This is a genomic window from Salmonella sp. HY31 (assembly GCF_042604575.1).
GTDB classification, from domain to species: Bacteria; Pseudomonadota; Gammaproteobacteria; order Enterobacterales; family Enterobacteriaceae; genus Salmonella; species Salmonella diarizonae.
Map to the genome: position 1 here is coordinate 2,453,528 of NZ_CP170479.1, position 24,241 is coordinate 2,477,768.

The 24,241-nt window shown below is 52.9% G+C and carries 25 protein-coding genes, 1 pseudogene and 1 other annotated feature; of the genes and pseudogenes, 11 read left to right on the forward strand and 15 right to left on the reverse strand.

Annotated features, from left to right (window positions below; all coding sequences use genetic code 11):
• Positions 1-7 precede the first annotated feature (7 nt).
• From ACE15A_RS11630 to osmB, 3 genes are all read left to right on the forward strand, one after another.
• Complete coding sequence (locus ACE15A_RS11630; RefSeq protein ID WP_023246675.1) at positions 8-187, forward strand: hypothetical protein; 180 nt, start codon at positions 8-10, stop codon at positions 185-187.
• Positions 188-273: 86 nt separating this feature from the next.
• Positions 274-1,026 (forward strand): DNA-binding transcriptional regulator YciT, encoded by a 753-nt coding sequence (locus tag ACE15A_RS11635; protein ID WP_023246676.1) that lies wholly within the window; start codon positions 274-276, stop codon positions 1,024-1,026.
• A gap of 257 nt (positions 1,027-1,283) precedes the next feature.
• A complete protein-coding gene (gene osmB / locus ACE15A_RS11640; RefSeq protein ID WP_000481166.1) occupies positions 1,284-1,502 on the forward strand; it encodes an osmotically-inducible lipoprotein OsmB in 219 nt (72 codons plus the stop codon).
• A gap of 119 nt (positions 1,503-1,621) precedes the next feature.
• Here the strand turns inward: osmB and yciH are convergent, their stop codons facing one another.
• From yciH to pgpB, 5 genes and pseudogenes are all read right to left on the reverse strand, one after another.
• Entirely contained in the window at positions 1,622-1,948 is a 327-nt protein-coding gene (gene yciH / locus ACE15A_RS11645; protein WP_023246677.1) for a stress response translation initiation inhibitor YciH, read from the reverse strand.
• Entirely contained in the window at positions 1,948-2,685 is a 738-nt protein-coding gene (pyrF, locus tag ACE15A_RS11650; RefSeq protein WP_053507933.1) for an orotidine-5'-phosphate decarboxylase, read from the reverse strand. Before pyrF ends, yciH begins: the two co-directional genes overlap by 1 nt.
• A gap of 189 nt (positions 2,686-2,874) precedes the next feature.
• Complete coding sequence (gene lapB / locus ACE15A_RS11655) at positions 2,875-4,044, reverse strand: lipopolysaccharide assembly protein LapB (protein WP_023246679.1); 1,170 nt, start codon at positions 4,042-4,044, stop codon at positions 2,875-2,877.
• Positions 4,045-4,050: 6 nt separating this feature from the next.
• On the reverse strand, positions 4,051-4,359 hold the full coding sequence (lapA, locus tag ACE15A_RS11660) for a lipopolysaccharide assembly protein LapA (protein WP_000876280.1): 309 nt from the start codon (positions 4,357-4,359) through the stop codon (positions 4,051-4,053).
• Between the two features lie 149 nt (positions 4,360-4,508).
• Positions 4,509-5,272 (reverse strand): annotated as a pseudogene (gene pgpB / locus ACE15A_RS11665) (phosphatidylglycerophosphatase B).
• Positions 5,273-5,467: 195 nt separating this feature from the next.
• Here pgpB and ribA point away from each other — a divergent pair.
• Positions 5,468-6,058, forward strand: coding sequence for a GTP cyclohydrolase II (ribA, locus tag ACE15A_RS11670; protein ID WP_001176284.1), 591 nt, complete (start codon positions 5,468-5,470; stop codon positions 6,056-6,058).
• Positions 6,059-6,114: 56 nt separating this feature from the next.
• On the opposite strand, the gene acnA is transcribed toward ribA, so the two are convergent.
• The 6 genes from acnA to topA form a co-directional block, all read right to left on the reverse strand.
• A complete protein-coding gene (gene acnA, locus ACE15A_RS11675; RefSeq protein ID WP_023246914.1) occupies positions 6,115-8,790 on the reverse strand; it encodes an aconitate hydratase AcnA in 2,676 nt (891 codons plus the stop codon).
• Between the two features lie 182 nt (positions 8,791-8,972).
• Positions 8,973-9,065 carry a small membrane protein YmiC gene (ymiC, locus tag ACE15A_RS11680; RefSeq protein ID WP_223232400.1) on the reverse strand — a complete coding sequence of 31 codons (93 nt, stop codon included), beginning with the start codon at positions 9,063-9,065 and terminating at the stop codon, positions 8,973-8,975.
• 110 nt (positions 9,066-9,175) lie between these two features.
• Positions 9,176-9,346 carry a hypothetical protein gene (locus ACE15A_RS11685; protein WP_072158643.1) on the reverse strand — a complete coding sequence of 57 codons (171 nt, stop codon included), beginning with the start codon at positions 9,344-9,346 and terminating at the stop codon, positions 9,176-9,178.
• Entirely contained in the window at positions 9,347-9,487 is a 141-nt protein-coding gene (locus tag ACE15A_RS11690) for a YmiA family putative membrane protein (RefSeq protein WP_213083627.1), read from the reverse strand.
• 280 nt (positions 9,488-9,767) lie between these two features.
• The gene (gene cysB / locus ACE15A_RS11695; RefSeq protein WP_023246916.1) at positions 9,768-10,742 is read right to left on the reverse strand and encodes an HTH-type transcriptional regulator CysB; all 975 of its coding nucleotides are present in this window, start codon (positions 10,740-10,742) and stop codon (positions 9,768-9,770) included.
• 210 nt (positions 10,743-10,952) lie between these two features.
• Entirely contained in the window at positions 10,953-13,550 is a 2,598-nt protein-coding gene (topA, locus tag ACE15A_RS11700) for a type I DNA topoisomerase (protein WP_023246917.1), read from the reverse strand.
• Between the two features lie 402 nt (positions 13,551-13,952).
• Here topA and ACE15A_RS11705 point away from each other — a divergent pair, with 402 nt between their 5' ends.
• Positions 13,953-14,204, forward strand: a complete 252-nt coding sequence (locus ACE15A_RS11705; RefSeq protein WP_000548615.1) for a YciN family protein — start codon at positions 13,953-13,955, stop codon at positions 14,202-14,204.
• Positions 14,205-14,245: 41 nt separating this feature from the next.
• Here ACE15A_RS11705 and sohB read toward each other — a convergent pair whose 3' ends face one another.
• The gene (gene sohB, locus ACE15A_RS11710; protein ID WP_053507932.1) at positions 14,246-15,292 is read right to left on the reverse strand and encodes a protease SohB; all 1,047 of its coding nucleotides are present in this window, start codon (positions 15,290-15,292) and stop codon (positions 14,246-14,248) included.
• A gap of 237 nt (positions 15,293-15,529) precedes the next feature.
• Between sohB and ACE15A_RS11715 the strand changes: the two genes are divergently transcribed.
• Together ACE15A_RS11715 and cobO are read left to right on the forward strand one after the other, a co-directional pair.
• Positions 15,530-16,291, forward strand: coding sequence for a YciK family oxidoreductase (locus tag ACE15A_RS11715; protein WP_053507931.1), 762 nt, complete (start codon positions 15,530-15,532; stop codon positions 16,289-16,291).
• The gene (gene cobO / locus ACE15A_RS11720) at positions 16,288-16,878 is read left to right on the forward strand and encodes a cob(I)yrinic acid a,c-diamide adenosyltransferase (protein WP_053507930.1); all 591 of its coding nucleotides are present in this window, start codon (positions 16,288-16,290) and stop codon (positions 16,876-16,878) included. Before ACE15A_RS11715 ends, cobO begins: the two co-directional genes overlap by 4 nt.
• 86 nt (positions 16,879-16,964) lie before the next feature.
• Here the strand turns inward: cobO and rluB are convergent, their stop codons facing one another.
• The 3 genes from rluB to rnm form a co-directional block, all read right to left on the reverse strand.
• Positions 16,965-17,840 carry a 23S rRNA pseudouridine(2605) synthase RluB gene (gene rluB / locus ACE15A_RS11725; protein WP_001291233.1) on the reverse strand — a complete coding sequence of 292 codons (876 nt, stop codon included), beginning with the start codon at positions 17,838-17,840 and terminating at the stop codon, positions 16,965-16,967.
• 100 nt (positions 17,841-17,940) lie between these two features.
• Positions 17,941-18,561: an L-threonylcarbamoyladenylate synthase gene (locus ACE15A_RS11730; protein ID WP_023246921.1), complete on the reverse strand. Its 621-nt coding sequence runs from the start codon at positions 18,559-18,561 to the stop codon at positions 17,941-17,943.
• Between the two features lie 7 nt (positions 18,562-18,568).
• Positions 18,569-19,450: an RNase AM gene (gene rnm / locus ACE15A_RS11735; protein WP_074177919.1), complete on the reverse strand. Its 882-nt coding sequence runs from the start codon at positions 19,448-19,450 to the stop codon at positions 18,569-18,571.
• A gap of 122 nt (positions 19,451-19,572) precedes the next feature.
• On the opposite strand from rnm, the gene trpL reads away from it, so the two are divergent.
• From trpL to trpCF, 4 genes are all read left to right on the forward strand, one after another.
• The gene (gene trpL / locus ACE15A_RS11740; RefSeq protein WP_010989026.1) at positions 19,573-19,617 is read left to right on the forward strand and encodes a trp operon leader peptide; all 45 of its coding nucleotides are present in this window, start codon (positions 19,573-19,575) and stop codon (positions 19,615-19,617) included.
• Positions 19,594-19,689, forward strand: a sequence feature (Trp leader region). (Overlaps the previous gene by 24 nt.)
• A 23-nt stretch (positions 19,690-19,712) precedes the next feature.
• Entirely contained in the window at positions 19,713-21,275 is a 1,563-nt protein-coding gene (locus ACE15A_RS11745; RefSeq protein WP_053507929.1) for an anthranilate synthase component 1, read from the forward strand.
• A complete protein-coding gene (trpD, locus tag ACE15A_RS11750; protein ID WP_053507928.1) occupies positions 21,275-22,870 on the forward strand; it encodes a bifunctional anthranilate synthase glutamate amidotransferase component TrpG/anthranilate phosphoribosyltransferase TrpD in 1,596 nt (531 codons plus the stop codon). Before ACE15A_RS11745 ends, trpD begins: the two co-directional genes overlap by 1 nt.
• A 3-nt stretch (positions 22,871-22,873) precedes the next feature.
• Positions 22,874-24,232 (forward strand): bifunctional indole-3-glycerol-phosphate synthase TrpC/phosphoribosylanthranilate isomerase TrpF, encoded by a 1,359-nt coding sequence (gene trpCF, locus ACE15A_RS11755; protein ID WP_053507927.1) that lies wholly within the window; start codon positions 22,874-22,876, stop codon positions 24,230-24,232.
• Positions 24,233-24,241: the final 9 nt, after the last annotated feature.

A 24,241-nucleotide genomic window follows, 5' to 3' on the forward strand; every position in this document is an offset into this window, starting at 1 on the left:
GACAAACATGTCTGATATCGAAGCACAACGAATTGCCCAACGCATTGATACCGTGCTGGATATCCTTGTTGCTGGCGATTACCATTCGGCCATCAATAACCTTGAAATATTGAGAGCAGAGCTGTTAGATCAGGTTAAAGACGGTATCTCGCCACCCCGTGCTCCCGGGTCACCCTGGGAAATCTGATAGCGATTATTTGCTCCGGGGTGGCCGTTAGCCCTTCCCGGTTCTCTGAATGTCTGTAACTCCTTTTAACGTATAAAATTAATACTATGAACTCCCGACAACAATCAATTTTGCAAATGGTGGTTGATAAAGGCCAGATGAGCGTTGCTGAACTGGCGAAAATTACCGGCGTATCTGAAGTCACGATTCGTCAGGATCTGAATACCCTGGAAAAACAGAGCTATTTACGCCGTGCGCACGGTTTTGCTGTTTCGCTTGAGAGCGATGACGTAGAGACTCGCATGATGACTAATTACACACTAAAACGCCGACTGGCGGAGTTCGCCGCCTCGCTGGTCAGTCCAGGAGAATCCGTTTTTATTGAAAATGGCAGTAGCAATGCGCTATTGGCCCGAGCGCTGGCAGAACAAAAAGATGTTACGATCATCACCGTGAGCAGTTATATCGCACACCTGCTTAAAGAAACCCCTTGCGAAGTCATTCTCCTCGGTGGAATCTATCAGAAAAAAAGTGAAAGCATGGTAGGGCCGTTGACGCGACAGTTTATCCAGCAAGTGCATTTCAGCAAGGCGTTTATCGGTATTGATGGCTGGCAGGCTGATACCGGCTTTACTGGACGCGACATGATGCGCTCGGATGTGGTTAACGCGGTTCTGGAAAAAGGCTCAGAAGCGATTGTCCTCACCGATAGCTCCAAATTTGGCTGCGTGCATCCCTATACCCTGGGCCCGCTCTCTCGCTTCCATCGTGTCATTACAGATTCCAGAATTTCCGCCAGCGATCAAATGCAGTTAGAACATGCCGGGCTGCTAGTCAATGTTATTGGCTCATCCAGTTAAAATATTTCCCGATGATTTGCCCTATGGCAAATCATCCTCTCTCTAAGACTTTTCCGCCCCCGAATTAAGACTATTTACCTGTTGTAACGAGCGCAACATCGTAAAATTAATACTAGCGAAATAACAGGAAGTGACTATCACCTGCGTGATATATCCCTGCGCAATCAGGTTTTACGGAAAATCTCTTAACAGGTTTTATTTTAACTATAGTTAAAGTGAGCTTAATTCCGTGAATCGTTAATTCAGGAGAAAGTATTATGTTTATGACGAGCAAAAAAATGGCCGCTGCTGTGCTGGCAATCACCGTAGCAATGTCTCTGAGCGCCTGCTCAAACTGGTCCAAGCGCGATCGCAACACGGCTATTGGCGCAGGTGCTGGGGCATTGGGCGGCGCAGTGTTAACAGACGGCAGTACCTTAGGCACCCTGGGCGGCGCGGCGGTCGGCGGCGTTATTGGTCACCAGGTCGGAAAATAATCCAGACGTTTAAATATTGAACGGTTCAAAATAATACGATTATTCTTTTCAGGTCTGGATTACAAAAATAGACAAAGTTGACTTTTACGCCACGGTAATTTACAACCGTGGCGTTTTTATTAACCGCCAGCTAATTTTACTTTCATTCCTTTAGCTTCCAGCAACGATTTTATCAGGTCGCGTTTATCGCCCTGAATTTCAATAATCCCTTCTTTTACTGCCCCGCCGCAGCCGCACTTTTTCTTCAGTTCAGCCGCCAGTTTGGTTAACTCCGCATCATCCCTCTCAATACCGGTAATCAAACATACGCCTTTACCCTTGCGGCCACTGGTTTGACGCTGAATGCGAACGATACCATCCCCTTTTGGACGAACCAGCACCGTTTTAGGTTCTTCAATGCGCCCCGTCTCCGTTGAATAAACCAGACGACTATTGGAATCGCTCATTATACCTCCCGTTTCAGTGACGCGTTAATATCCTTCAGCGTTTGCGCCGGATTAACCGATTGCGTGACCGGACGGCCAATCACCATATAGTCGACGCCGGCGGATAATGCCTGTTCGGGCGTCATAATGCGTCGCTGGTCGCCCGCCTCGCTGCCTGCAGGCCGAATGCCCGGCGTCACCAGCTTAAATGCAGAGCCAAAGACCTGTTTAAATCTGACAGCTTCCTGAGCAGAACAGACCACGCCATCCAACCCGCATTGCTGCGTCAGACGCGCCAGCCGCTCCGCATGCTCCGCCGGTGACAACGTCATGCCCAGATCGCACAGATCGCTGGTTTCCATACTGGTCAACACGGTCACTGCAATGAGCAGTGGCGCATCTTTACCGAATGGTGCCAGCGCGTCGCGCGCTGCAGCCATCATTCTCGCCCCGCCAGACGCATGCACGTTTATCATCCAGACGCCCAGATCCGCCGCAGCGGCGACTGCCCGGGCCGTTGTGTTGGGAATATCATGAAATTTTAGATCAAGAAAGACATCAAACCCACGTTGCTGGAGATCCCGAACGAGTTGTGGACCAAACAGCGTGAACATCTCTTTGCCCACTTTTAAGCGACAATCGCAAGGATCGATTTTGTCGACAAACGCCAGGGCTTTATCGCGTTCATGGTAATCCAACGCCACAACGACAGGCGATTCAGTAATAGCGTAGGAAGAAGATGAAGCAGTAAACGTCATGACCAGACCTTCTTGATAATGGGCACCGGAGTGGCGCAAATTGGGTAAACGGCGTGCATTCTACCTGCGGTGCAGGGAAATTAACAGGTTCGATTGACAACCTGCGAAACCCTGGCCGCCGATGTCAGCGTCGTTTCTTATAATATTTCATTAAGTATGTTGTAACTAAAGTGAAGGTTTTTTTATATGCTACTGCCCATCAAGTCCACGAATAGGTTTAATGGTCGACCATGCCCGGCAGGATGGACAGTGCCAGTATAAGGTATAGGCGGTAAAACCGCATTTCTGGCAACGATATCGCGGTTTACTGCGCACCTGCTCGCCAACCATATCGCGTAGTACCATCAAACTTTCTTTCGCCCGCCCTTCTTCCGCCTCGTTGAGATGGTAATCCATCAGCTTATGGAATACCCGCATGGTGGGATGTCGCTGTAGCTGACGAGTGATATAGATTTGGGCTGCGTCACTACCTTCGCGCGCTTCCAGAATATCGGCAAGCATTAACTCAGCGCCAGCACCGGTATTCTCCTCAACGGCGCGACGTAAGAACTCCGCCCACTCGGCATTTTTACCGAGCTGTTGATAGCAGGTCTGCAACATTTCCAGCGTTTCGCTGACCAGCTCTTTATCCTGGACGATAACACGTTGCAGGCTTTCGACCGCTTTGGCGTAATCCCCTCTCGCCATATAGACGCGCCCCATCATGATAGACACCCGGGCGCTATTTTTATCTGCGGCGGCACCTTTTTTCAGCAACGCCATCGCGCGATCCATGTCGTCGTTGCCCATCTGCTGTAAAGCTAACTCACAGTAAAAGTGGGCGATTTCGATACGCTGTTTATCTTTGCCCAGTTTCACCAGCCGTTCTGCTACTTCGATCGCCTTTTGCCAGTCGCTGGTGAGCTGATAGATTTGCAAGAGCTGCTGTAACGCGCCTACGCGAAACTCCGTTTCGTCAGTAAGTTGGTTAAACATATCTTCCGCGCGGTCATATAAACCGGCGGCCATATAATCGCGCCCCAGTTGCTGAACGGCCAGTAAACGCTGTTCATAGGTCAATGAAGCGCTTTCCATTAACGTTTGATGAATACGAATGGCGCGATCGACTTCGCCGCGAGAGCGAAACAAATTACCGAGGGTGAGATGAGCCTCAACGGTGCCGGTATCCTCTTTAAGCATATCGAGGAACAGATCCACCGCTTTATCTTGTTGGTTACTCAGCAGGAAGTTAACCCCTGCGACATAATCGCGCGACAGGCGGTTAGCTTCATCCTGTTTTGTTTGTTGCGCACTTCTGCGACCCATATACCACCCATAGGCAGCGGCTACAGGCAACAGCAGAAATAACAACTCCAACATATATGATTATTCCTTTACAACCGACGAATCGGCAGTGACCGCAACGTCGGTTGCTGGCGAGAGCTTGTTTTCCAGTCGTTTAATTTTGCGTTCAGCGCGGGCAAGGGAAACGCGGACCCGTAGCCAGAACAGGCCGCAAATCAGCCAGCCAATCGCAAAACCGGCGGCGAATAGCACAGCAAGTAACGTGGAGATACGATACTCCCCTTGCGCCAGCAGGTAGTTAAACGTCACCTGTTGATCATTCTGCGCGCCCAGTGTCACTGAAATAACAAAAATCGCCAATACCAGTAAGAAAATGAGTAGATATTTCACATTACTTCCCGTTATGTGGTTTGCGCGAATAAATCGTATCCAACTTACCGCATCCAGCCTTCTAAATTACCATTTTCACGCCTCGCGCGAAATGGAAAAGCGCCCGCCATCAGATGATTTAAGGACAATTGACAGAAAATCAACCGTTGTTAGCGTTCCTGCTCCCGTTCAGCAATTTCTTGCGCTTCTTCACGAGGCGGCGTAAGCGGCCCGCAAATTCGCTGCGCCAGCCAGGTCGCCAGGGTAACTAATAACCAGGAGATGAGCGTGGCGACCACTAAATCTCGTGGCCAGTGCATTCCCAGAAGCAAACGGCTGCCCATTACACCGGTCGCCCAGACTAACAAAAACGCGATGGTGAAAGTACGTCTGCGCGGCCATAACAGACCAACGGCTAAAGCGCCCAGCTCGCTGCAAACATGGTGTGTCCGGAGGGAAACGCAAAGCCCGTCTCTTTTTGCCAGTGCTGACGCAGGAAAACCGGGATGTTCTGTTGCCCGGCCAACTGCTCTTTCACTAAATATCCGCGCTCTGTACGCTTTAAAGTGTAGAACTCATCGACGGGAATATGGTGCGTTTTTTCAAGCCAGACCACAAATGGCCGTGGCTCCTGTACGCGTTCTTTTACCCATGACTTCACGCCCTGCCCGACGATAATCGCCCCGCCGAGGATCGCAAACAGCATAATGGCGGCGCGCAGGCGAAATCGCAGGCACCATAAGAACCATCCACAAAGAATTACATGCGTGATAACGCCCCAGGGTTGGGTCACGGTTTCCGTTATCCGGAATAGCGTTTTTAGCCACCAGATCTGATGTCCTGGCTGCCACTGCCAGCCTGATCCCCATACGGCGAGCGGCATGATAAGCAACAGTGCGGCGCCTGCCGCAGTGCGCCTCGCAATTGAAAGCATGGATGCTCCTTTTATAAGTAAGTATCACAATCATAACTGAAAATTCTCGCCGGACTGGAAAATTGACAAATTTGTGCCATTCCTGAGCAATTACGTGGTAGTGATTAGGTGATGTCCGCCGCCTTATGGCAAAATAGTGGGATACAGGCCAACAGGCGACGACACCGCAGGCGTCAGCATAATCTGGAGAAATACATGCAGCTTAAACGTGTGGCAGAAGCCAAACTGCCAACCCCATTGGGTGACTTTCTGATGGTGGGATTTGAAGAACTGGCAACCGGACACGACCATGCCGCGCTGGTTTTTGGCGATATTTCAGGTAAAACGCCGGTACTGGCTCGCGTTCATTCCGAATGTCTTACCGGGGACGCGCTTTTTAGTCTGCGTTGTGATTGTGGTTTTCAACTGGAAGCCGCGCTGACGCATATTGCGGAAGAAGGACGCGGTATTCTGATTTATCACCGCCAGGAAGGCCGCAATATCGGCCTGCTTAATAAAATTCGTGCGTATGCGTTACAGGATCAAGGCTATGACACAGTGGAGGCCAATCATCAGCTCGGTTTTGCCGCCGATGAGCGTGATTTCACCCTGTGCGCGGATATGTTCAAATTACTGGGCGTGGATGAAGTTCGCCTGCTGACCAATAATCCGAAGAAAGTCGAAATACTGACCGAAGCGGGAATTAATATCGTTGAACGCGTTCCGCTCATTGTGGGCCGTAATCCTAATAACGAGCATTATCTGGATACTAAAGCCGCCAAAATGGGCCACCTGCTAAGTAAGTAAACCTCCGTTTATTAAAGCGCGGGCCTGCCTGTTCACGGCAGGCCCGATAAACGGCCTTAGTTCAGCATATTTCTTATAACATAGTGCAATATGCCGTCATTCTGGTAGTAAGTAAGCTCGGTTGCGGTATCAATGCGACAGCGGCATGGCACCGTTTCTTTACTACCGTCCGGTCTCGTTAACGTCACCGGAATGGTCGCGCCAGGGCGCAGGTTTTGCAGATCCGCGATATCAATCACCTCTTCCCCGGTCAGTCCCAGCGTTTTACGCGTTACGCCCTGTGGAAACTCCAGCGGCAGAATCCCCATCCCAATCAGGTTTGAGCGGTGGATACGTTCGAACGACTCGGCGATCACGACGCGGATACCTAACAGCCGCGGACCTTTTGCCGCCCAGTCACGGCTCGATCCCGACCCATACTCTTTCCCGGCAATCACCGCCAGCGGCGTTTTTTCCTGCTGGTAAAGCATCGCAGCGTCATAAATCGACATCGCTTCCGTACCCGGCAAATGCCGCGTCATCCCACCTTCGACGCCAGGCAGCATTTCGTTGCGAATACGAATATTGGCGAACGTGCCGCGCATCATCACTTCATGGTTGCCGCGCCGTGAGCCATAGGAGTTAAAATCCTTCCGCTCAACGCCGTGGTTTTGCAGATAACGTCCGGCGGGACTGTCCGGCTTGATGCTGCCGGCCGGAGAAATATGATCGGTCGTCACCGAATCCCCCAGCATCGCCAGGATACGCGCGCCATGGATATCTTTGACGGGCGCAGGCTGGGCCTGCATCTCATCAAAGAAAGGCGACAGGCGAATATAGGTTGAATCCGATTGCCAGCCGTAGGTATCGGACGATTCAACCTGAATCGATTTCCATTCCTCCGTGCCCTCAAACACTTCCGCATACTCTTTACGGAACATATCCGATGACACCAGTTCAACGGCACGGGCAATTTCCTGCGCCGAAGGCCAGATATCCTTCAGGTATACCGGATCGCCTTTACGATCGTACCCCAGCGGATCTGTCGCGAGGTTAATGTTCATGTTTCCGGCCAGCGCATACGCTACAACCAGCGGCGGCGACGCCAGCCAGTTCGTTTTCACCAGCGGATGGATACGCCCTTCAAAATTTCGGTTACCGGAAAGCACGGCTCCTACTGTCAGATCGCCTTTTTTAATCGCGGTCTCGATAGGCTCCGGCAACGGGCCGGAGTTACCGATACAGGTCGTACAGCCGTAACCGACCAGGTTAAAACCGAGTTCATCCAGATAAGGCGTAAGTTTGGCCTGCGCCAGATAGTCAGACACCACTTTTGAACCCGGCGCCAGAGAAGCCTTGACCCACGGTTGACGCTTCAACCCCAGCGTTACTGCCTTTTTCGCCAGTAATCCTGCCGCCATCAGCACACTGGGATTCGAGGTGTTCGTACAGGAGGTGATTGCGGCAATGACGACAGCGCCATCCGGAAGCTGATATGGCTGTCCGTTCATCGTATAGTCAACCGGCTGGCGATCTTTTTGCGCGGTATTCAGTTCCAGCTCAGCGCTGGCAGCAAAGGCTTTCGGCACATCGCCTAACGCCACACGATCCTGCGGGCGTTTCGGCCCGGCCAGACTGGCCTCGACATCGCCCATATCCAGTTCCAGCGTACTGGTAAATACCGGTTCGTCACCGGGATTACGCCACATTCCCTGCGCCTTCGCGTAGGTTTCAACCAGCTCGACCAGATCGTCGCTACGTCCGCTTAATCGCATATATTCCAGGGTGATGGCGTCAATTGGGAAGAAACCACAGGTTGCGCCATATTCCGGCGACATATTAGCGATGGTCGCGCGGTCCGCCAACGGCAGTGAATCCAGACCATCGCCATAGAATTCAACAAATTTACCCACTACGCCATGCTTACGCAGCATTTGCGTGACGGTTAGCACCAGGTCAGTGGCGGTGATCCCCTCCCGGAGTTTACCGGTTAACTTAAAACCGACGACATCCGGGATAAGCATCGACACGGGCTGACCAAGCATCGCCGCTTCCGCTTCGATACCGCCCACGCCCCACCCCAATACGCCCAGACCATTAATCATAGTCGTATGGGAGTCGGTCCCCACCAGCGAGTCCGGGTAGGCAATCCACTCCCCGTCCTGTAATTCGCTCCAGACAGCTTTGCCCAGGTATTCCAGGTTAACCTGATGGCAAATGCCGGTTCCGGGCGGCACAACGCTGAAACGGCTGAACGCCTGCTGTCCCCATTTCAGGAACATATAACGCTCATGGTTACGTTCCATTTCCAGCCGCACGTTTTCTTCAAACGCATCGTCATCGCCGAAATGATCGACCGTCACAGAATGGTCGATAACCAGATCGACCGGCGATAACGGGTTCACTTTCGCCGTATCGCCGCCGAGGCGTTTAACGGCTTCACGCATCGCCGCCAGGTCGACAACGGCAGGCACGCCGGTAAAGTCCTGCATCAGGACACGGGCGGGCCGCCAGGCGATTTCACGATCGGCATGGGCATTTTTAAGCCAACCAGCCAGCGCCTGAATATCCTCATCAGTCACAGACTCGCCGTCCTGCCAGCGCAACAAGTTTTCCAGTAACACTTTAAGTGATTTGGGCAAACGGGCGATATCGCCCAGGGATTTGGCAGCCAGCGGCAGACTGTAGTAATGATACGTTTTATCTTTGGCCTGCAATGTATCCTTACTGGCTTCTCGTAGGGTTGACGACATAGCTCCTCCTTAAATGACAGGGTTGCGTTACCCTGATTCTCCACAGGGTTGTATTAAAGATAACACAAACAAAATGTAACGTTTTGATAACAACCCAAATTGCTAAAAGAGGAGAAACCTAACAGGCGTGAACCGAACATGAAAAAGCCCGATAAATAACGCATTATCGGGCTTCGGCGAGATTAGACGGCAATCCAGATTAACTCAGCCCAGAACAGTAGCGATAACATAAACGCGCCAGTCCATGACCAATACTTTATATTTGACGTTAACATAGGCGACACCAACTGTGTTTAATCAATACTGAGAGGCGCTCAGCACACGGTTGCTGCGGTGTAATAAGACAGCGTTAATAAAAACAGTAACGCCAATAAAAAGACGGATATTATTTTTGTGGTTCATCGTCAGCAAAAGCATCAATAAATGCCCGCTGCTGCGGCGTGAGCGTCCAGTTTTGCGGAACAGACCGGAAAACGGTCGTATTCGGTGTTTTATCATCGTCACGAGGTTGAATCGGGGACGCGACGACGTGCTCGTGTTCCGATGTACTGCTCACTTAGCCCCACCAATGCCAGATAACAAGCGCTACCACTACCCAGAACAACGCAGAACCCACAAAAACCGCCAGCCATGCTTTACGTTTGAGCTCAGGGTCGCGGTGCGGTTCCTGGTTTTCAGAAGGCATTACTAACCTCATGCTATCGGTATCACTTATCATTTTAGCACCAAACAATCGGTACAATTAATCATCAGATGAGACAAATCCTAAATAAACTTTAGTCAAAAATCCAGTCAATTTACGAATCGTTTCCAGTGAATAAATCAATCTTTTGACTCAAGATAACTATTTGGAAAAAGAAATTTGCGGGGCGGGTAATTCAGCACTATTTTGCTGAGAATTACCCGCAATACTTCGAGGGATATTTCAAAAGACGTCTTTGGCTGGCATGCAAATACAACGCAAACCGACGGTGCCATTACTTTTCAGGCAGCTTTATATCCTGAAACATCGCTTCAATTTCTTCATTAGAACGCAACGCCACCGCCGTATCCACCACGTCACGCGTCAGATGTGGCGCAAAACGCTGAATAAAATCATACATATAGCTGCGTAAAAAAGTACTACGGCGAAAACCGATTTTCGTGGTGCTGTGGCTAAAAATATCGTGCGCGTCAACCCGCACTAAATCGGGATCGGCAAGCGGATCTACCGCCATGCTGGCAATGACGCCAACGCCCAGCCCCAACCTGACATATGTTTTAATCACATCCGCATCGGTCGCGGTAAAGACGATCCGCGGCGTTAACCCGGCGCGATTAAAGGCGGTATCCAGTTCGGAGCGTCCGGTAAAGCCAAAGGTATACGTCACCAGCGGATACTGCGCCAGCTCTTCAATCGTTACGGAAGGCTTTGCCGCCAATGGATGATCCGGCGTCACCACTATCGAACGGTTCCAGTGATAGCATGGCAACATCACCAGATCGTCATACAAATGCAGCGCTTCTGTGGCAATCGCGAAATCGGCGTTCCCTTTCGATACCGCTTCCGCAATCTGCGTTGGCGACCCCTGATGCATATGCAGCGAAACGCGCGGGTAACGCTCGATAAAGCCTTTAATCACACCTGGCAATGCGTAACGCGCCTGAGTATGGGTAGTCGCAATATAGAGCGAGCCTTTATCCGGCCAGGTGTGCTCACCTGCGACCGACTTAATGGCATCAACTTTGGAGAGCACCTCACGCGCAATACGGATAATCTCCTGGCCTGCGGGCGTCACCTGAGTCAGATGTTTACCACTGCGGGCGAAAATCTGAATGCCAAGCTCATCTTCCAGCATCCGAACCTGCTTGCTGATCCCCGGCTGGGAAGTATACAGCCCCTCAGCGGTAGAGGAGACGTTAAGGTTATGATTAACCACTTCAACAATGTAGCGAAGCTGCTGCAATTTCATAATACATCATCCAGATTAGCGCCATCAGACCATCGTTTATCCGCAGGCTTCATTGAGCTGCTAATACGATTTAATAATAAAAAAGATGTTAACTATAACCACTATATCATTTATATCTGAACTGTATAGCAGGCGCGATAAAATAATAAGGGTGCTATAAAAAAGGGCCGCTTACGCGGCCCGGTTTACTATTGTGGTGACAGACAGGGGTTATTTCTTGCCTTCAACCCACTTGCCGTCGACGAAGAACGCTGACCATCCTGTCGCTTTCCCCTCTTTTTCCGCCGCAACGTACTGCTGTTTTGTTTTGCGGCTAAAGCGAACAACGGTTTTATTGCCTTCCGGGTCCTGCTGCGGCGCATCCGCCAGATAACGCAGTTTTTCCGGCAGGCGATCGCGGAACCGGTAAAGCTCCTCGACTAACGGCGCGCGCGTTTCGCGTGATTTCGGGAAGGTATTGGCCGCCAGGAATATCCCTGCCGCGCCGTCGCGCAGCACAAAGTACGCGTCCGATTTTTCACACGGCAGTTCCGGCAATGGGACTGGATCTTCCTTCGGCGGCGCAACTTCGCCATTACGCAAGATCTTACGGGTATTTTTACACTCGTCGTTAGTGCAGGCCATGTACTTACCAAAACGCCCCATTTTCAGGTGCATTTCGGAGCCACATTTCTCACACTCAACGATCGGACCGTCATACCCTTTGATGCGGAACTCGCCTTCTTCAATCTCGTAGCCGTCACAGGTTGGGTTATTACCACACACATGCAACTTACGCTTCGGATCGATCAGATAGCTGTCCATCGCCGTACCGCACTTCTGACAGCGACGCTTGGCGCGCAAGGCGTTGGTTTCGGCGTCGTCGCCCTCCAGCACGTTCAGAACTTCATTTTCCGGCACCAGATTAATGGTCGTTTTACAGCGCTCTTTCGGCGAAAGCGCATAACCTGAACAACCGAGGAAGACCCCCGTACTGGCAGTACGAATTCCCATTTTACGGCCACAGGTTGGACAGTCGATGCTGGTCAGTACCATCTGGTTAGGACGCATCCCCCCTTCTTCCGGATCTTTCTCAGCTTTATCAAGCTGATGAGTAAAATCGCTGAAGAAGTTATCCAGCACCGCTTTCCATTCGGCCTGGTGATTCGCAACCTGATCCAGGCTATCTTCCATCTGCGCGGTAAAATCGTAGTTCATCAATTCGCGGAAGTTTTCTTCCAGCCGATCGGTGACGATTTCACCCATTTTTTCCGCATAGAAACGACGGTTCTCAACGCGAACATAGCCGCGATCCTGAATAGTCGAGATGATCGACGCATAGGTAGACGGACGACCAATACCACGCTTTTCAAGCTCTTTAACCAGCGAAGCCTCGCTAAAACGGGCTGGCGGTTTAGTGAAGTGCTGAGCAGGCGTCAGTTCAAGTAGCGTCAGCGCATCGCCCTTATTCACGGCAGGCAATGTGCGATCTTCATCGCCTTTACGCAGCGCCGGCATCACTTTTGTCCAGCCGTCAAAGCGCAAAATACGCCCGCGCGCTTTCAGACGGAACTCGCCCGCACCAACGGTAAGCGTAGTAGAGTCATATTGCGCTGGCGTCATCTGACAGGCGACAAACTGACGCCAAATCAGTTGATACAACTTCTGCGCGTCAGTCTCCATGTCTTTCAGCGACTCCGCCATGACAGCAACGTCGGAAGGACGGATCGCTTCGTGCGCTTCCTGTGAATTCTCTTTACTGGCGTACTGGTTCGGGTTATCCGGCAGGTATTTCTTACCGAAATTATCGCCGATGTAGCCGCGCACCATATTGACCGCATCCTGACTCAGGTTGGTGGAATCAGTACGCATATAGGTGATGTAGCCCGCCTCATACAGACGCTGCGCCATCATCATGGTTTTCTTCACGCCAAAGCCCAGCCGGGTACTGGCCGCCTGTTGTAGCGTTGAGGTGATAAACGGCGCGCCAGGCTTGCTGCTGGTCGGTTTATCTTCACGCTCCAGTACGCTATAGCGCGCTTTTTCCAGCAGGCTGACGGCGGCAAGCGTCTGCTCGCGATTTACCGGACGGAATGGCTTGTCGTTCTGATGCGTCACCTGTAGCGGTAGCGCCTCGCCAGACGGCGTCGATGTATTGGCGTCAATTTCCCAGAACTCTTCCGGAACAAACGCTTTAATCTCGCGCTCGCGCTCAACGACCAGACGGACCGCGACAGACTGAACGCGACCTGCCGACAAACCACGGGCGATCTTTTTCCACAGCAATGGCGAGACCATATAGCCTACCACGCGGTCCATAAAGCGGCGCGCTTGCTGAGCGTTAACCCTGTTAATGTTCAGCTCGCCTGGTTGTTCGAACGCCTGGCGAATGGCATTTTTGGTTATTTCGTTAAAGACTACGCGACTGTAGCGCGCGTCATCGCCGCCGATCACTTCCCGCAGGTGCCATGCAATAGCTTCCCCTTCGCGGTCAAGGTCGGTTGCGAGATAGATGTGGTCGGCTTTTTCCGCCAACTGTTTCAGTTCAGAGACGACCTTCTCTTTACCAGGCAGCACTTCATAGTGCGCATCCCAGTTGTGCCACGGGTCAACCCCCATACGGTTGACGAGAGCGCCACGTTCATCCTTTTTGGGCTTTTTAGCCGTTTTGGTGGAGGTAGAGTCGGCGCTCTTTTTAGCTGCTGAGCCACTGGTCGGCAAATCACGGATATGACCCACGCTGGATTTCACCACGTAGTCATTACCCAGATACTTGTTGATCGTTTTGGCTTTTGCCGGGGACTCAACGATGACAAGAGCTTTACCCATATTCACCTTTACCTAAGTTGATTCTTCCAGGAATGCGTCGCACGTTGATTCACCTTCCACTGGCGACGAGACAACGATATATGGTCTCTGCGTCTGCGGATATCAACCCCTTGTACTGGCTTTGTGTACGAAATGTAATACTCAGGTGACTGAGTTAACAGGCTTTTTTGCACACACGCGCTATAGCACGACGGAATTTTGGTCGAATGTCAAGCAATTCTGTTGCCAGATTGACGAAAGCGTCACACTGTACCTGATAAAATTCGATACGCAACTTTATTAGCATGCAAAAACAAATCTTGCCAGTGAACGCAACATGGCAAATCCACCAATTTCCTACAAGAATATTTACCCATCAGAAGTGCTCAGCGTAGACTAATCTCCTTGTTTAAGGAGTAAAAAATGCATAAAGAGACGCAACCTATCGATCGCGAAACACTGTTGCTTGAAGCCAACAAAATTATTCGGGAACATGAAGACACGATGGCAGGTATTGTCGCCACCGGCGTGACGCAGAGAAATGGCGTGCTGGTTTTCAGCGGCGATTACTTTTTAGACGAGCAAGGATTACCAACCCCTAAAAGCACTGCGGTGTTTAACATGTTTAAACACCTGGCGCATGTGCTGTCTGAGAAGTATCACCTGATTGATTAATCCGTGCCGGATGGCGCTGAATGCCATCCGGCAATAGCCGTTTACATCAACGGCTTTTGTCCACGCTGCCACCAGCGCAGCAGAAGCCGATCCGCGCTTTCCGCCGCGCTGCCGGTAACACGATCGATCAGTTTTTTACGCTGCATATAGCGCACATTTAGCACCTCGCGCCCTTCCATCAGACCGAGGATAATCTCATCGCTGGTGTTAATCTCATCAACCAGCCCCTTCTCCAGCGCCTGCTGACCGTACCAGTGTTCGCCCGTGGCGACCTGTTCAATGTCCAGAGTCGGACGCATCCGCTGCACAAAATCTTTGAGCAGATGGTGCGTTTCGTTGAGATCTTCACGAAACTTCTGCCGCCCTTCTTCCGTATTCTCGCCTAACAATGTCAGGGTACGTTTGTACTGTCCTGCGGTATGCAGTTCAATATCAATGTCTTTACTTTTGAGAAAGCGGTTAAAGTTTGGGATTTGCGCGACAACACCAATTGATCCCACAATAGCGAACGGCGCCGCGACAATCTTCTCCGCCACGCAGGCCATCATGTAGCCTCCGCTTGCCGCGACTTTATCCACCGTCACGGTCAGCGGAATATTTTTATCGCGCAGGCGCTGCAATTGCGATGCCGCCAGGCCATAGCCGTGCACAACGCCGCCGGGACTTTCCAGACGCACCACCGCCCGATCGCCTGGTTGCGCCACTGCCAGCACCGCCGTGACCTCTTCGCGCAACGCATTAACTTCGTGAGCGTCCATACTGCCTTTGAAATCTATCACCCATACGCGCGGTTTGTCCGATGTCGCAATGTCCCCCAGCTTCGCTTTTGCTTTGGCGGCTTTCGCCTCCTGCTTATGCTTTTTTTTCTGCGCCTTATGCCACAGTTTTTGTTGATGGCCATCCATCAATGCCGCAGCGAGGTCATCCTTCATCTCCTGATACTGCTCGCTCAAATTGGTCACGCGCAGCTCGCCGCGCTGACGTTTGCGTTGCGTAGCGTTCACGATCAGCAGCACAATGACCGCAATGGCCACCACAACGGTGACGATTTTTGCCAAAAATAAGCCATATTCAGACAACAATTCCACGACTCCCACCTTGATTAAATAACGCGACTTGCGCTCAGTGTACAACAGGCATCGAAGTCAGTCTCTCTTCATCCGTATGCCTGTTGAGGAAGAAAAAGTATGACAAGGTGTTCATTTTACGGCGTTATCGCCCCTGGCTGATTGAAAAAAGAGGCGCTTTCAGGCATAAACCCGAAAAGTTAACGCGAAGCTAAGACAACCTGGCAGGACGGTTCACCACGCCGTTGAGGAGTAGCCATGCATTACCAACCGAAACAAGATCTATTGCAAAACCGCATTATTTTGATCACTGGCGCCAGCGACGGCATTGGGCGGGAAGCCGCGCTCACGTATGCGCGTTACGGCGCAACGGTGATTCTCCTGGGACGCAACGAAGAGAAATTGCGTCGGGTCGCGCAGCACATTGCCGACGCGCAACATGTTCAACCACAATGGCTTACGCTCGATCTGCTGACCTGCACCGCTGAAGAGTGCCGACAAGTAGCCGACCGCATCGCCGCCCACTACCCCCGCCTGGATGGCGTCCTGCATAATGCCGGGCTACTGGGGGAAATCTCTCCAATGAGCGAACAAGATCCGCAGGTCTGGCAGGATGTCATGCAGGTAAACGTTAACGCCACCTTTATGCTCACCCAGGCGCTGTTACCGTTATTACTGAAATCCGATGCCGGCTCGCTGGTCTTTACGTCGTCAAGCGTTGGTCGTCAGGGGCGCGCCAACTGGGGTGCCTATGCCACCTCGAAGTTTGCCACTGAAGGAATGATGCAGGTGCTGGCGGACGAATATCAAAACCGTTCTCTGCGCGTTAACTGCATTAACCCGGGCGGCACGCGCACCAGTATGCGCGCCAGCGCCTTTCCGACGGAAGATCCACAGAAATTAAAAACGCCTGCCGATATTATGCCGCTTTACCTGTGGCTCATGGGCGACGACAGTCGCCGTAAGACCGGTATGACCTTTGACGCCCAGCCGGGCCGTAAACCAGGAATCGCCCAATGAGTAATGAACGCTATCAGCAGCGCCAGCAGAAGGTAAAAGATCGAGTTGATACCCGTGTCGCCCAGGCACAGGAAGAGCGCGGTATTATTATCGTGTTTACCGGCAATGGTAAGGGTAAAACCACGGCCGCTTTCGGGACTGCCGCCCGCGCCGTAGGGCACGGTAAAAAGGTGGGCGTGGTGCAATTTATTAAGGGCACCTGGCCCAACGGCGAGCGTAATCTACTGGAACCACACGGTGTCGAATTTCAGGTAATGGCGACGGGATTTACCTGGGAGACACAAAATCGCGAGGCAGACACTACAGCATGTATGGCCGTTTGGCAGCATGGGAAACGGATGCTGGCCGATCCGCAGCTTGATATGGTGGTACTGGATGAGCTGACCTATATGGTGGCGTATGACTATTTGCCGCAGGAAGAGGTCATAAGCGCGCTAAACGCGCGCCCTGGTCACCAGACGGTGATTATTACAGGTCGCGGCTGTCACCGGGATATTCTTGATCTTGCGGATACCGTCAGCGAACTGCGTCCGGTTAAACATGCTTTTGACGCGGGCGTAAAAGCCCAGATGGGAATTGATTATTAACCGTAGGCCGGATTAAGGCGTTTGCGCCGCCATCCGGCACAAACCCTCTTGTCTGATGATTCTCGGCCTATAAGCCACGGTAGAGATTACCCGTTGTTATTACGCCCACCGGAGCGGCGTCCGCCAGCTATCTGGCTGTGGCGTTTTACCGCCCGACGGATCTGGTTCGCTTTCATACGACGACGGTCTTTTTCGACGGCAACCTTCGACGAGGTTTCCGGCGGGAGCTCTACCAGACCACGCAGATAGTTCGTTTGCGCGAGGTCGAGCTCAGTCCAGCCACCGCGCGGCAGGCCTTTCGGCAGCGGGATATCGCCGTAACGAACGCGGATCAAACGGCTGACCTGAACGCCTACCGCTTCCCACAGTCGGCGAACTTCGCGGTTGCGCCCTTCCGTCAGCGTCACGTTATACCACTGGTTAATGCCTTCGCCGCCGCTGAATTTAATGGTCTTAAATGCCGCCGGACCATCTTCCAACTGTACGCCACGGCTTAAATCACGCAGTTTCGATTCATCCACCTGACCGAACACGCGCACGGCATATTCACGTTCAACTTCACGGCTAGGATGCATCAGGCGGTTCGCCAGTTCACCGTCGGTGGTAAACAACAGTAGCCCGCAGGTATTGACATCCAGACGTCCTACCGCAATCCACCGCGCGCCGCGCAGTTTCGGTAAGCGATCAAAAACGGTTGGCCGCCCTTCAGGGTCATTGCGGGTACACAGTTCACCTTCTGGTTTGTAATAGGCCAGAACGCGGCAAATTTGTTCCGCCGACTCTTTCACCGAAATCAGGTGACCGTCGATACGGATTTTCAAACCGGGAGTGACTTCAACGCGATCGCCAAGCGTGGCGATTTTACCGTCAACGCTGACACGTCCCGCTTCAATAATGGATTCGATTTCACGACGAGAGCCGTGGCCGGCGCGCGCCAGCACTTTTTGTAACTTTTCGCTCATAGAGCTTCCTTCAGGTGTCGCCTTCACAGGCGTCGAACAGGAGAATGAACGGCGCGTTGCCGCGCCATTTTAAGGCCGCGTAGTATACAGACTTACGCCCTTATAAGAAAGGTGTAACGTCGCCGACGCCTTCGCGCAGCACCATCGGGGAGTCATTAGTCAAATCGATTACCGTGGTGGGTTGCTGACCGAGGTAGCCACCGTGGATGATCAGATCCACTTGCTTCTCCAGCCGATCTTTAATCTCTTCCGGGTCCGACTCGGTAAAGTCGCTGCCCGGAAGCATCAATGACGTCGAGAGCATCGGTTCGCCCAGCGTATCCAGCAGCGCCAGCGCAATCGGATTTGACGGCACGCGCAGGCCGATGGTTTTACGTTTTTCCTGTAACAGACGACGCGGCACCTCTTTTGTCCCCTTCAGAATAAAGGTGTAGTTACCCGGCGTATTGTTCTTAATCAGGCGAAACGCCACGTTATCCACGAATGAATAAGTCGACAGTTCGGACAGATCCCGACACATCAATGTAAAGTTGTGACCATCGGGCAACTGACGAATACGGCAAATGCGCTCCATTGCGCCTTTGTCTTCAATTTTACAACCGAGGGCATAGCCGGAATCGGTTGGATAAACAATAACACCGCCTTTACGCACAATGTCGACGGCCTGATTAATCAGCCGTTGCTGTGGGTTATCCGGATGGATATAAAAAAACTGGCTCATACTTCCCTCACTGTGATATTTGCGGCTGTTCCCATGTCTGCCATACGCCTTCAACGCCAGCGGGCAGCCAGAGTTTACGCCCCAATTCAATCCACGGGCAGGACTGATGGAAATCAGATCCAAGCGATGCCCATAAATGATGCTGACGCGCAAGCGTCGCCAGTTGGGTGCGTTCATTGGGCGATTGTTGGCACTGCGCCACTTCCATCGCGTCGCCGTGATGGTCGGCAAAATGCGCCACTAATCTTTTCAGCCACTTAGCGCTAAGGTCGTAGCGTCCCGGATGGGCCAACACCGCCTTACCGCCAGAATGATGAATGACATCAATAGCTTGTTCTATTGTACACCACTGCGGCGGAACGTAACCGGTTTTCCCACGCGCGAGATATTTTTTAAAAACATCCGCCATTGTCGCGGCTTTGCCGTACTCCACCAGAAAGCGGGCGAAGTGACCGCGCGTCACTGCGCCGCCATTCGCCAATCTCAATGCCCCTTCCCACGCGCCGGGAATATGGGCTTTTTCCAGACGCTCCGCAATGAGCCGACCGCGCGCCTGACGCCGCTGTGTCTGCTGCGCCAAAAAATCGCACATTGCCGGGTGCGCAATATCAATATTCAGACCCACAATGTGAATCTCATGATTTTCCCAGACCGTTGAAATCTCCACGCCGGGAATAAGATTCAGAGCCAGCCCTGAACGTGAAATTTCTTCTCTTGCCGCAGGAATCGCGGCTGTGGTGTCATGATCGGTAATCGCCAGCGTGCCGACTCGCATCTCTACCGCACGGTGTACTAACGTTTCTGGCGTCAACAGTCCATCGGACGCCGTGGTATGACTGTGCAGATCGTAAATCACTGCGTAATTCGTGTCGCTCAAGGCGGCTCCCATAGAGATAAAAGGTATGTCGTGTACATCATAACGGTTCCGGCAAATATACTGAAATAGGTGTTGACATTATTCCACCGAACCAGTTAACTAGTACGAAAGTTCACATGAAGAGGTATCTAAAAATGGCAGCGACATTTGCATTACACGGCTGGTGGCGCACTTCCTGATAGCGGGCGGTGTATGAACAGATGTAATAAGCCAAAAGATACCCGGCCCGCCTGTTAAGCGGGCTTTTTTTTGAACAAAATTAATGAGAACAACCATGCAAACACAAAAACCTACGCTCGAACTGTTGACCTGTGATGCCGCCTACCGGGAAAACCCGACGGCGCTTTTTCACCAGGTTTGCGGCGACCGCCCGGCAACGCTGCTGCTGGAGTCCGCGGATATCGACAGTAAAGACGATTTAAAAAGCCTGCTGCTGGTGGATAGCGCGCTGCGCATTACCGCATTAGGTGACACCGTCACTATTCAGGCGTTGTCTGATAATGGCGCCTCGTTATTGCCGCTACTGGATACCGCCCTGCCCGCTGGCGTGGAGAACGAAGCCCTGCCTGCCGGTCGCGTCCTGCGCTTTCCGCCCGTCAGCCCATTATTAGATGAAGACGCCCGTTTATGCTCCCTGTCGGTATTTGATACGTTCCGCCTGATACAGGGGGTGGTGAACATACCGACACAAGAGCGGGAAGCTATGTTTTTCGGCGGTTTGTTTGCCTACGACCTGGTGGCTGGCTTTGAAGCGCTTCCACACCTTGAGGCTGGCAATAACTGCCCGGACTACTGCTTTTATTTAGCGGAAACGCTGATGGTGATAGATCATCAGAAAAAAAGCACCCGTATTCAGGCCAGTCTGTTCACCGCCAGCGACCGGGAAAAACAGCGCCTGAACGCCCGCCTGGCGTACCTTAGCCAACAGTTAACCCAGCCTGCGCCGCCGTTGCCGGTGACGCCGGTGCCGGACATGCGCTGCGAATGCAATCAGAGCGATGACGCGTTCGGCGCGGTTGTACGCCAGTTACAAAAAGCCATCCGCGCGGGCGAGATATTTCAGGTGGTGCCGTCGCGCCGCTTTTCGCTGCCCTGCCCGTCGCCGTTGGCTGCCTACTACGTGCTGAAAAAGAGCAACCCCAGCCCGTATATGTTCTTTATGCAGGATAATGATTTCACGCTTTTCGGCGCGTCGCCGGAAAGTTCGCTGAAATATGACGCCGCCAGCCGTCAGATTGAGATTTACCCCATCGCGGGTACCCGTCCACGCGGTCGTCGCGCCGATGGTACGCTGGACAGAGATCTCGACAGCCGTATTGAGCTGGACATGCGTACCGACCATAAAGAGCTTTCCGAACATCTGATGCTGGTCGATCTGGCGCGCAATGACCTGGCGCGCATCTGTACGCCGGGCAGTCGCTACGTTGCCGATCTGACAAAAGTTGACCGCTACTCGTACGTGATGCATCTGGTTTCCCGGGTGGTGGGCGAACTGCGTCACGATCTCGACGCTCTGCACGCCTATCGCGCCTGCATGAACATGGGCACCCTGAGCGGCGCGCCGAAAGTACGCGCCATGCAATTGATTGCCGATGCGGAAGGACAGCGCCGCGGCAGCTATGGCGGCGCTGTCGGGTACTTCACCGCCCACGGCGATCTGGACACCTGTATTGTTATCCGCTCCGCGCTGGTGGAGAACGGTATCGCAACCGTGCAGGCGGGCGCCGGAATTGTGCTGGACTCTGTTGGGCAGTCTGAAGCCGATGAAACCCGTAATAAAGCGCGCGCCGTATTGCGTGCTATCGCCACCGCGCATCATGCACAGGAGACCTTCTGATGGCTGATATTCTGCTGCTCGATAACATCGACTCGTTTACCTGGAACCTGGCAGATCAGCTACGGACCAACGGTCATAACGTGGTGATTTACCGTAATCATATTCCGGCGCAGACGCTTATCGATCGCCTGGCGACGATGAAAAATCCGGTGCTAATGCTCTCCCCCGGCCCGGGCGTCCCCAGCGAGGCAGGCTGTATGCCGGAGCTGCTGACCCGACTACGCGGCAAGTTACCGATCATCGGCATTTGCCTGGGGCATCAGGCCATTGTCGAAGCTTACGGCGGTTATGTCGGTCAGGCGGGAGAAATCCTGCATGGCAAAGCCTCCAGCATTGAACATGACGGTCAGGCGATGTTCGCCGGTCTGGCGAATCCGCTGCCGGTCGCGCGTTATCATTCACTGGTCGGCAGTAATGTTCCTGCCGGACTGACCATTAACGCCCATTTCAACGGCATGGTGATGGCGGTACGTCATGATGCGGATCGCGTTTGCGGTTTTCAATTCCATCCTGAGTCCATCCTGACAACACAGGGCGCGCGTCTGCTGGAGCAGACATTAGCCTGGGCGCAGCAAAAGCTGGAACCAACAAACACCCTGCAGCCGATTCTGGAGAAACTCTATCAGGCGCAAACTCTAACGCAACAAGAGAGCCATCAGTTGTTTTCGGCGGTCGTCCGCGGCGAACTTAAACCTGAACAGCTCGCCGCCGCGCTGGTGAGCATGAAAATTCGCGGCGAACATCCCAATGAAATTGCCGGCGCCGCCACTGCGCTGCTGGAAAATGCCGCCCCGTTCCCGCGCCCGGATTATCTGTTTGCGGATATCGTCGGTACCGGCGGAGACGGCAGTAACAGTATCAATATCTCTACCGCCAGCGCCTTTGTCGCGGCGGCCTGCGGAATGAAAGTGGCGAAACACGGCAACCGCAGCGTGTCCAGCAAATCGGGATCATCCGATCTGTTGGCGGCGTTCGGTATTAATCTGGATATGAACGCCGATAAATCACGTCAGGCGTTAGATGAACTGGGCGTCTGTTTCCTGTTCGCGCCGAAATATCACACCGGATTCCGTCACGCGATGCCGGTTCGCCAACAGTTAAAAACGCGAACCCTGTTCAACGTACTCGGCCCGCTGATCAACCCGGCGCATCCGCCGCTGGCGTTGATTGGCGTCTACAGACCGGAACTGGTGCTGCCGATTGCGGAAACCTTACGGGTATTGGGCTATCAGCGCGCGGCAGTGGTACACAGCGGCGGCATGGATGAGGTTTCGCTCCATGCGACGACGATTGTCGCGGAGCTGCATGACGGCGAAATTAAAAGCTATCAACTTACGGCGGAGGATTTTGGCCTGACGCCTTACCATCAGGAGCAGTTGGCTGGCGGCACGCCGGAAGAAAACCGTGACATTCTGACGCGGTTATTACAAGGTAAAGGCGACGCCGCGCATGAGGCTGCCGTCGCCGCCAACGTGGCGATGCTGATGCGTCTGCATGGTCAGGAAGATCTCAAAGCCAATGCGCAAACCGTGCTTGATGTTCTACGCAACGGCACCGCATATGACAGAGTCACCGCACTGGCGGCAAGAGGGTAAATAATGCAAACCGTTTTAGCGAAAATCGTCGCAGACAAGGCGATTTGGGTAGAAGCCCGCAAACAGCAACAGCCGCTGGCCAGTTTTCAAAATGAGATCCAGCCAAGTACACGCCATTTTTATGATGCGCTCCAGGGCGCGCGTACCGCCTTTATTCTGGAGTGTAAGAAAGCATCTCCATCAAAAGGTGTGATTCGCGATGATTTCGATCCGGCGCGTATTGCCAGTACTTATAAACATTACGCCTCGGCAATCTCGGTTCTCACCGATGAAAAATATTTCCAGGGGAGCTTCGATTTTCTGCCGGTCGTTAGCCAAAGCGCGCCGCAGCCGATTCTGTGTAAGGATTTTATTATCGATCCCTATCAGATCTACCTTGCCCGTTACTATCAGGCCGATGCCTGTTTACTGATGCTCTCAGTTCTGGATGACGAGCAGTATCGCCAACTCTCCGCCGTCGCGCACAGTCTGAAAATGGGCGTACTCACGGAAGTCAGTAATGACGTAGAACGGGAGCGCGCGATGGCATTAGGCGCAAAAGTGGTAGGTATCAACAATCGCGATCTGCGCGATCTGTCGATTGATTTGAATCGCACCCGCCAGCTGGCGCCAAGACTGGGCCACGGCGTGACTGTCATCAGCGAGTCCGGGATTAACACCTACGGTCAGGTACGCGAGCTGAGCCATTTCGCCAACGGTTTTTTAATTGGTTCCGCGTTAATGGCGCATGACGATCTTAACGCCGCCGTCCGTCGCGTGCTGCTTGGCGAGAATAAAGTCTGCGGCCTGACCCGCGCCCAGGACGCCAAAGCCGCCTATGACGCTGGCGCCGTCTACGGCGGACTGATTTTCGCTCCCGCCTCGCCTCGTGTCGTCAATATCGACCAGGCGCGGGAGACGATCGCCGCTGCGCCATTGCAGTACGTCGGCGTTTTCCAGAACGCTGATATCGCCGATGTTTGCCAGAAAGCCGCCGTCCTGTCGCTTTCTGCCGTACAGCTACATGGCAGCGAAGACCAGGCGTATATCAACGCATTGCGCGAGGCGTTGCCGCGCGATGTGCAAATCTGGAAAGCGCTGAGCGTCGGCGATACCCTTCCCGCGCGCGATTATCACCATGTCGATAAATACATTTTCGACAATGGACAAGGCGGCAGCGGACAACGCTTCGACTGGTCGCTACTACAGGGGCAACCGCTGGATAATGTTTTACTGGCGGGCGGACTGGCGGCCGATAACTGCGTCCAGGCGGCGCAAGTCGGCTGTGCCGGTCTCGATTTTAATTCTGGTGTGGAGTCACAGCCGGGCATCAAAGATGCTCGTCTTCTGGCCTCGGTTTTTCAGACACTGCGCGCATATTAAGGAAAAAAC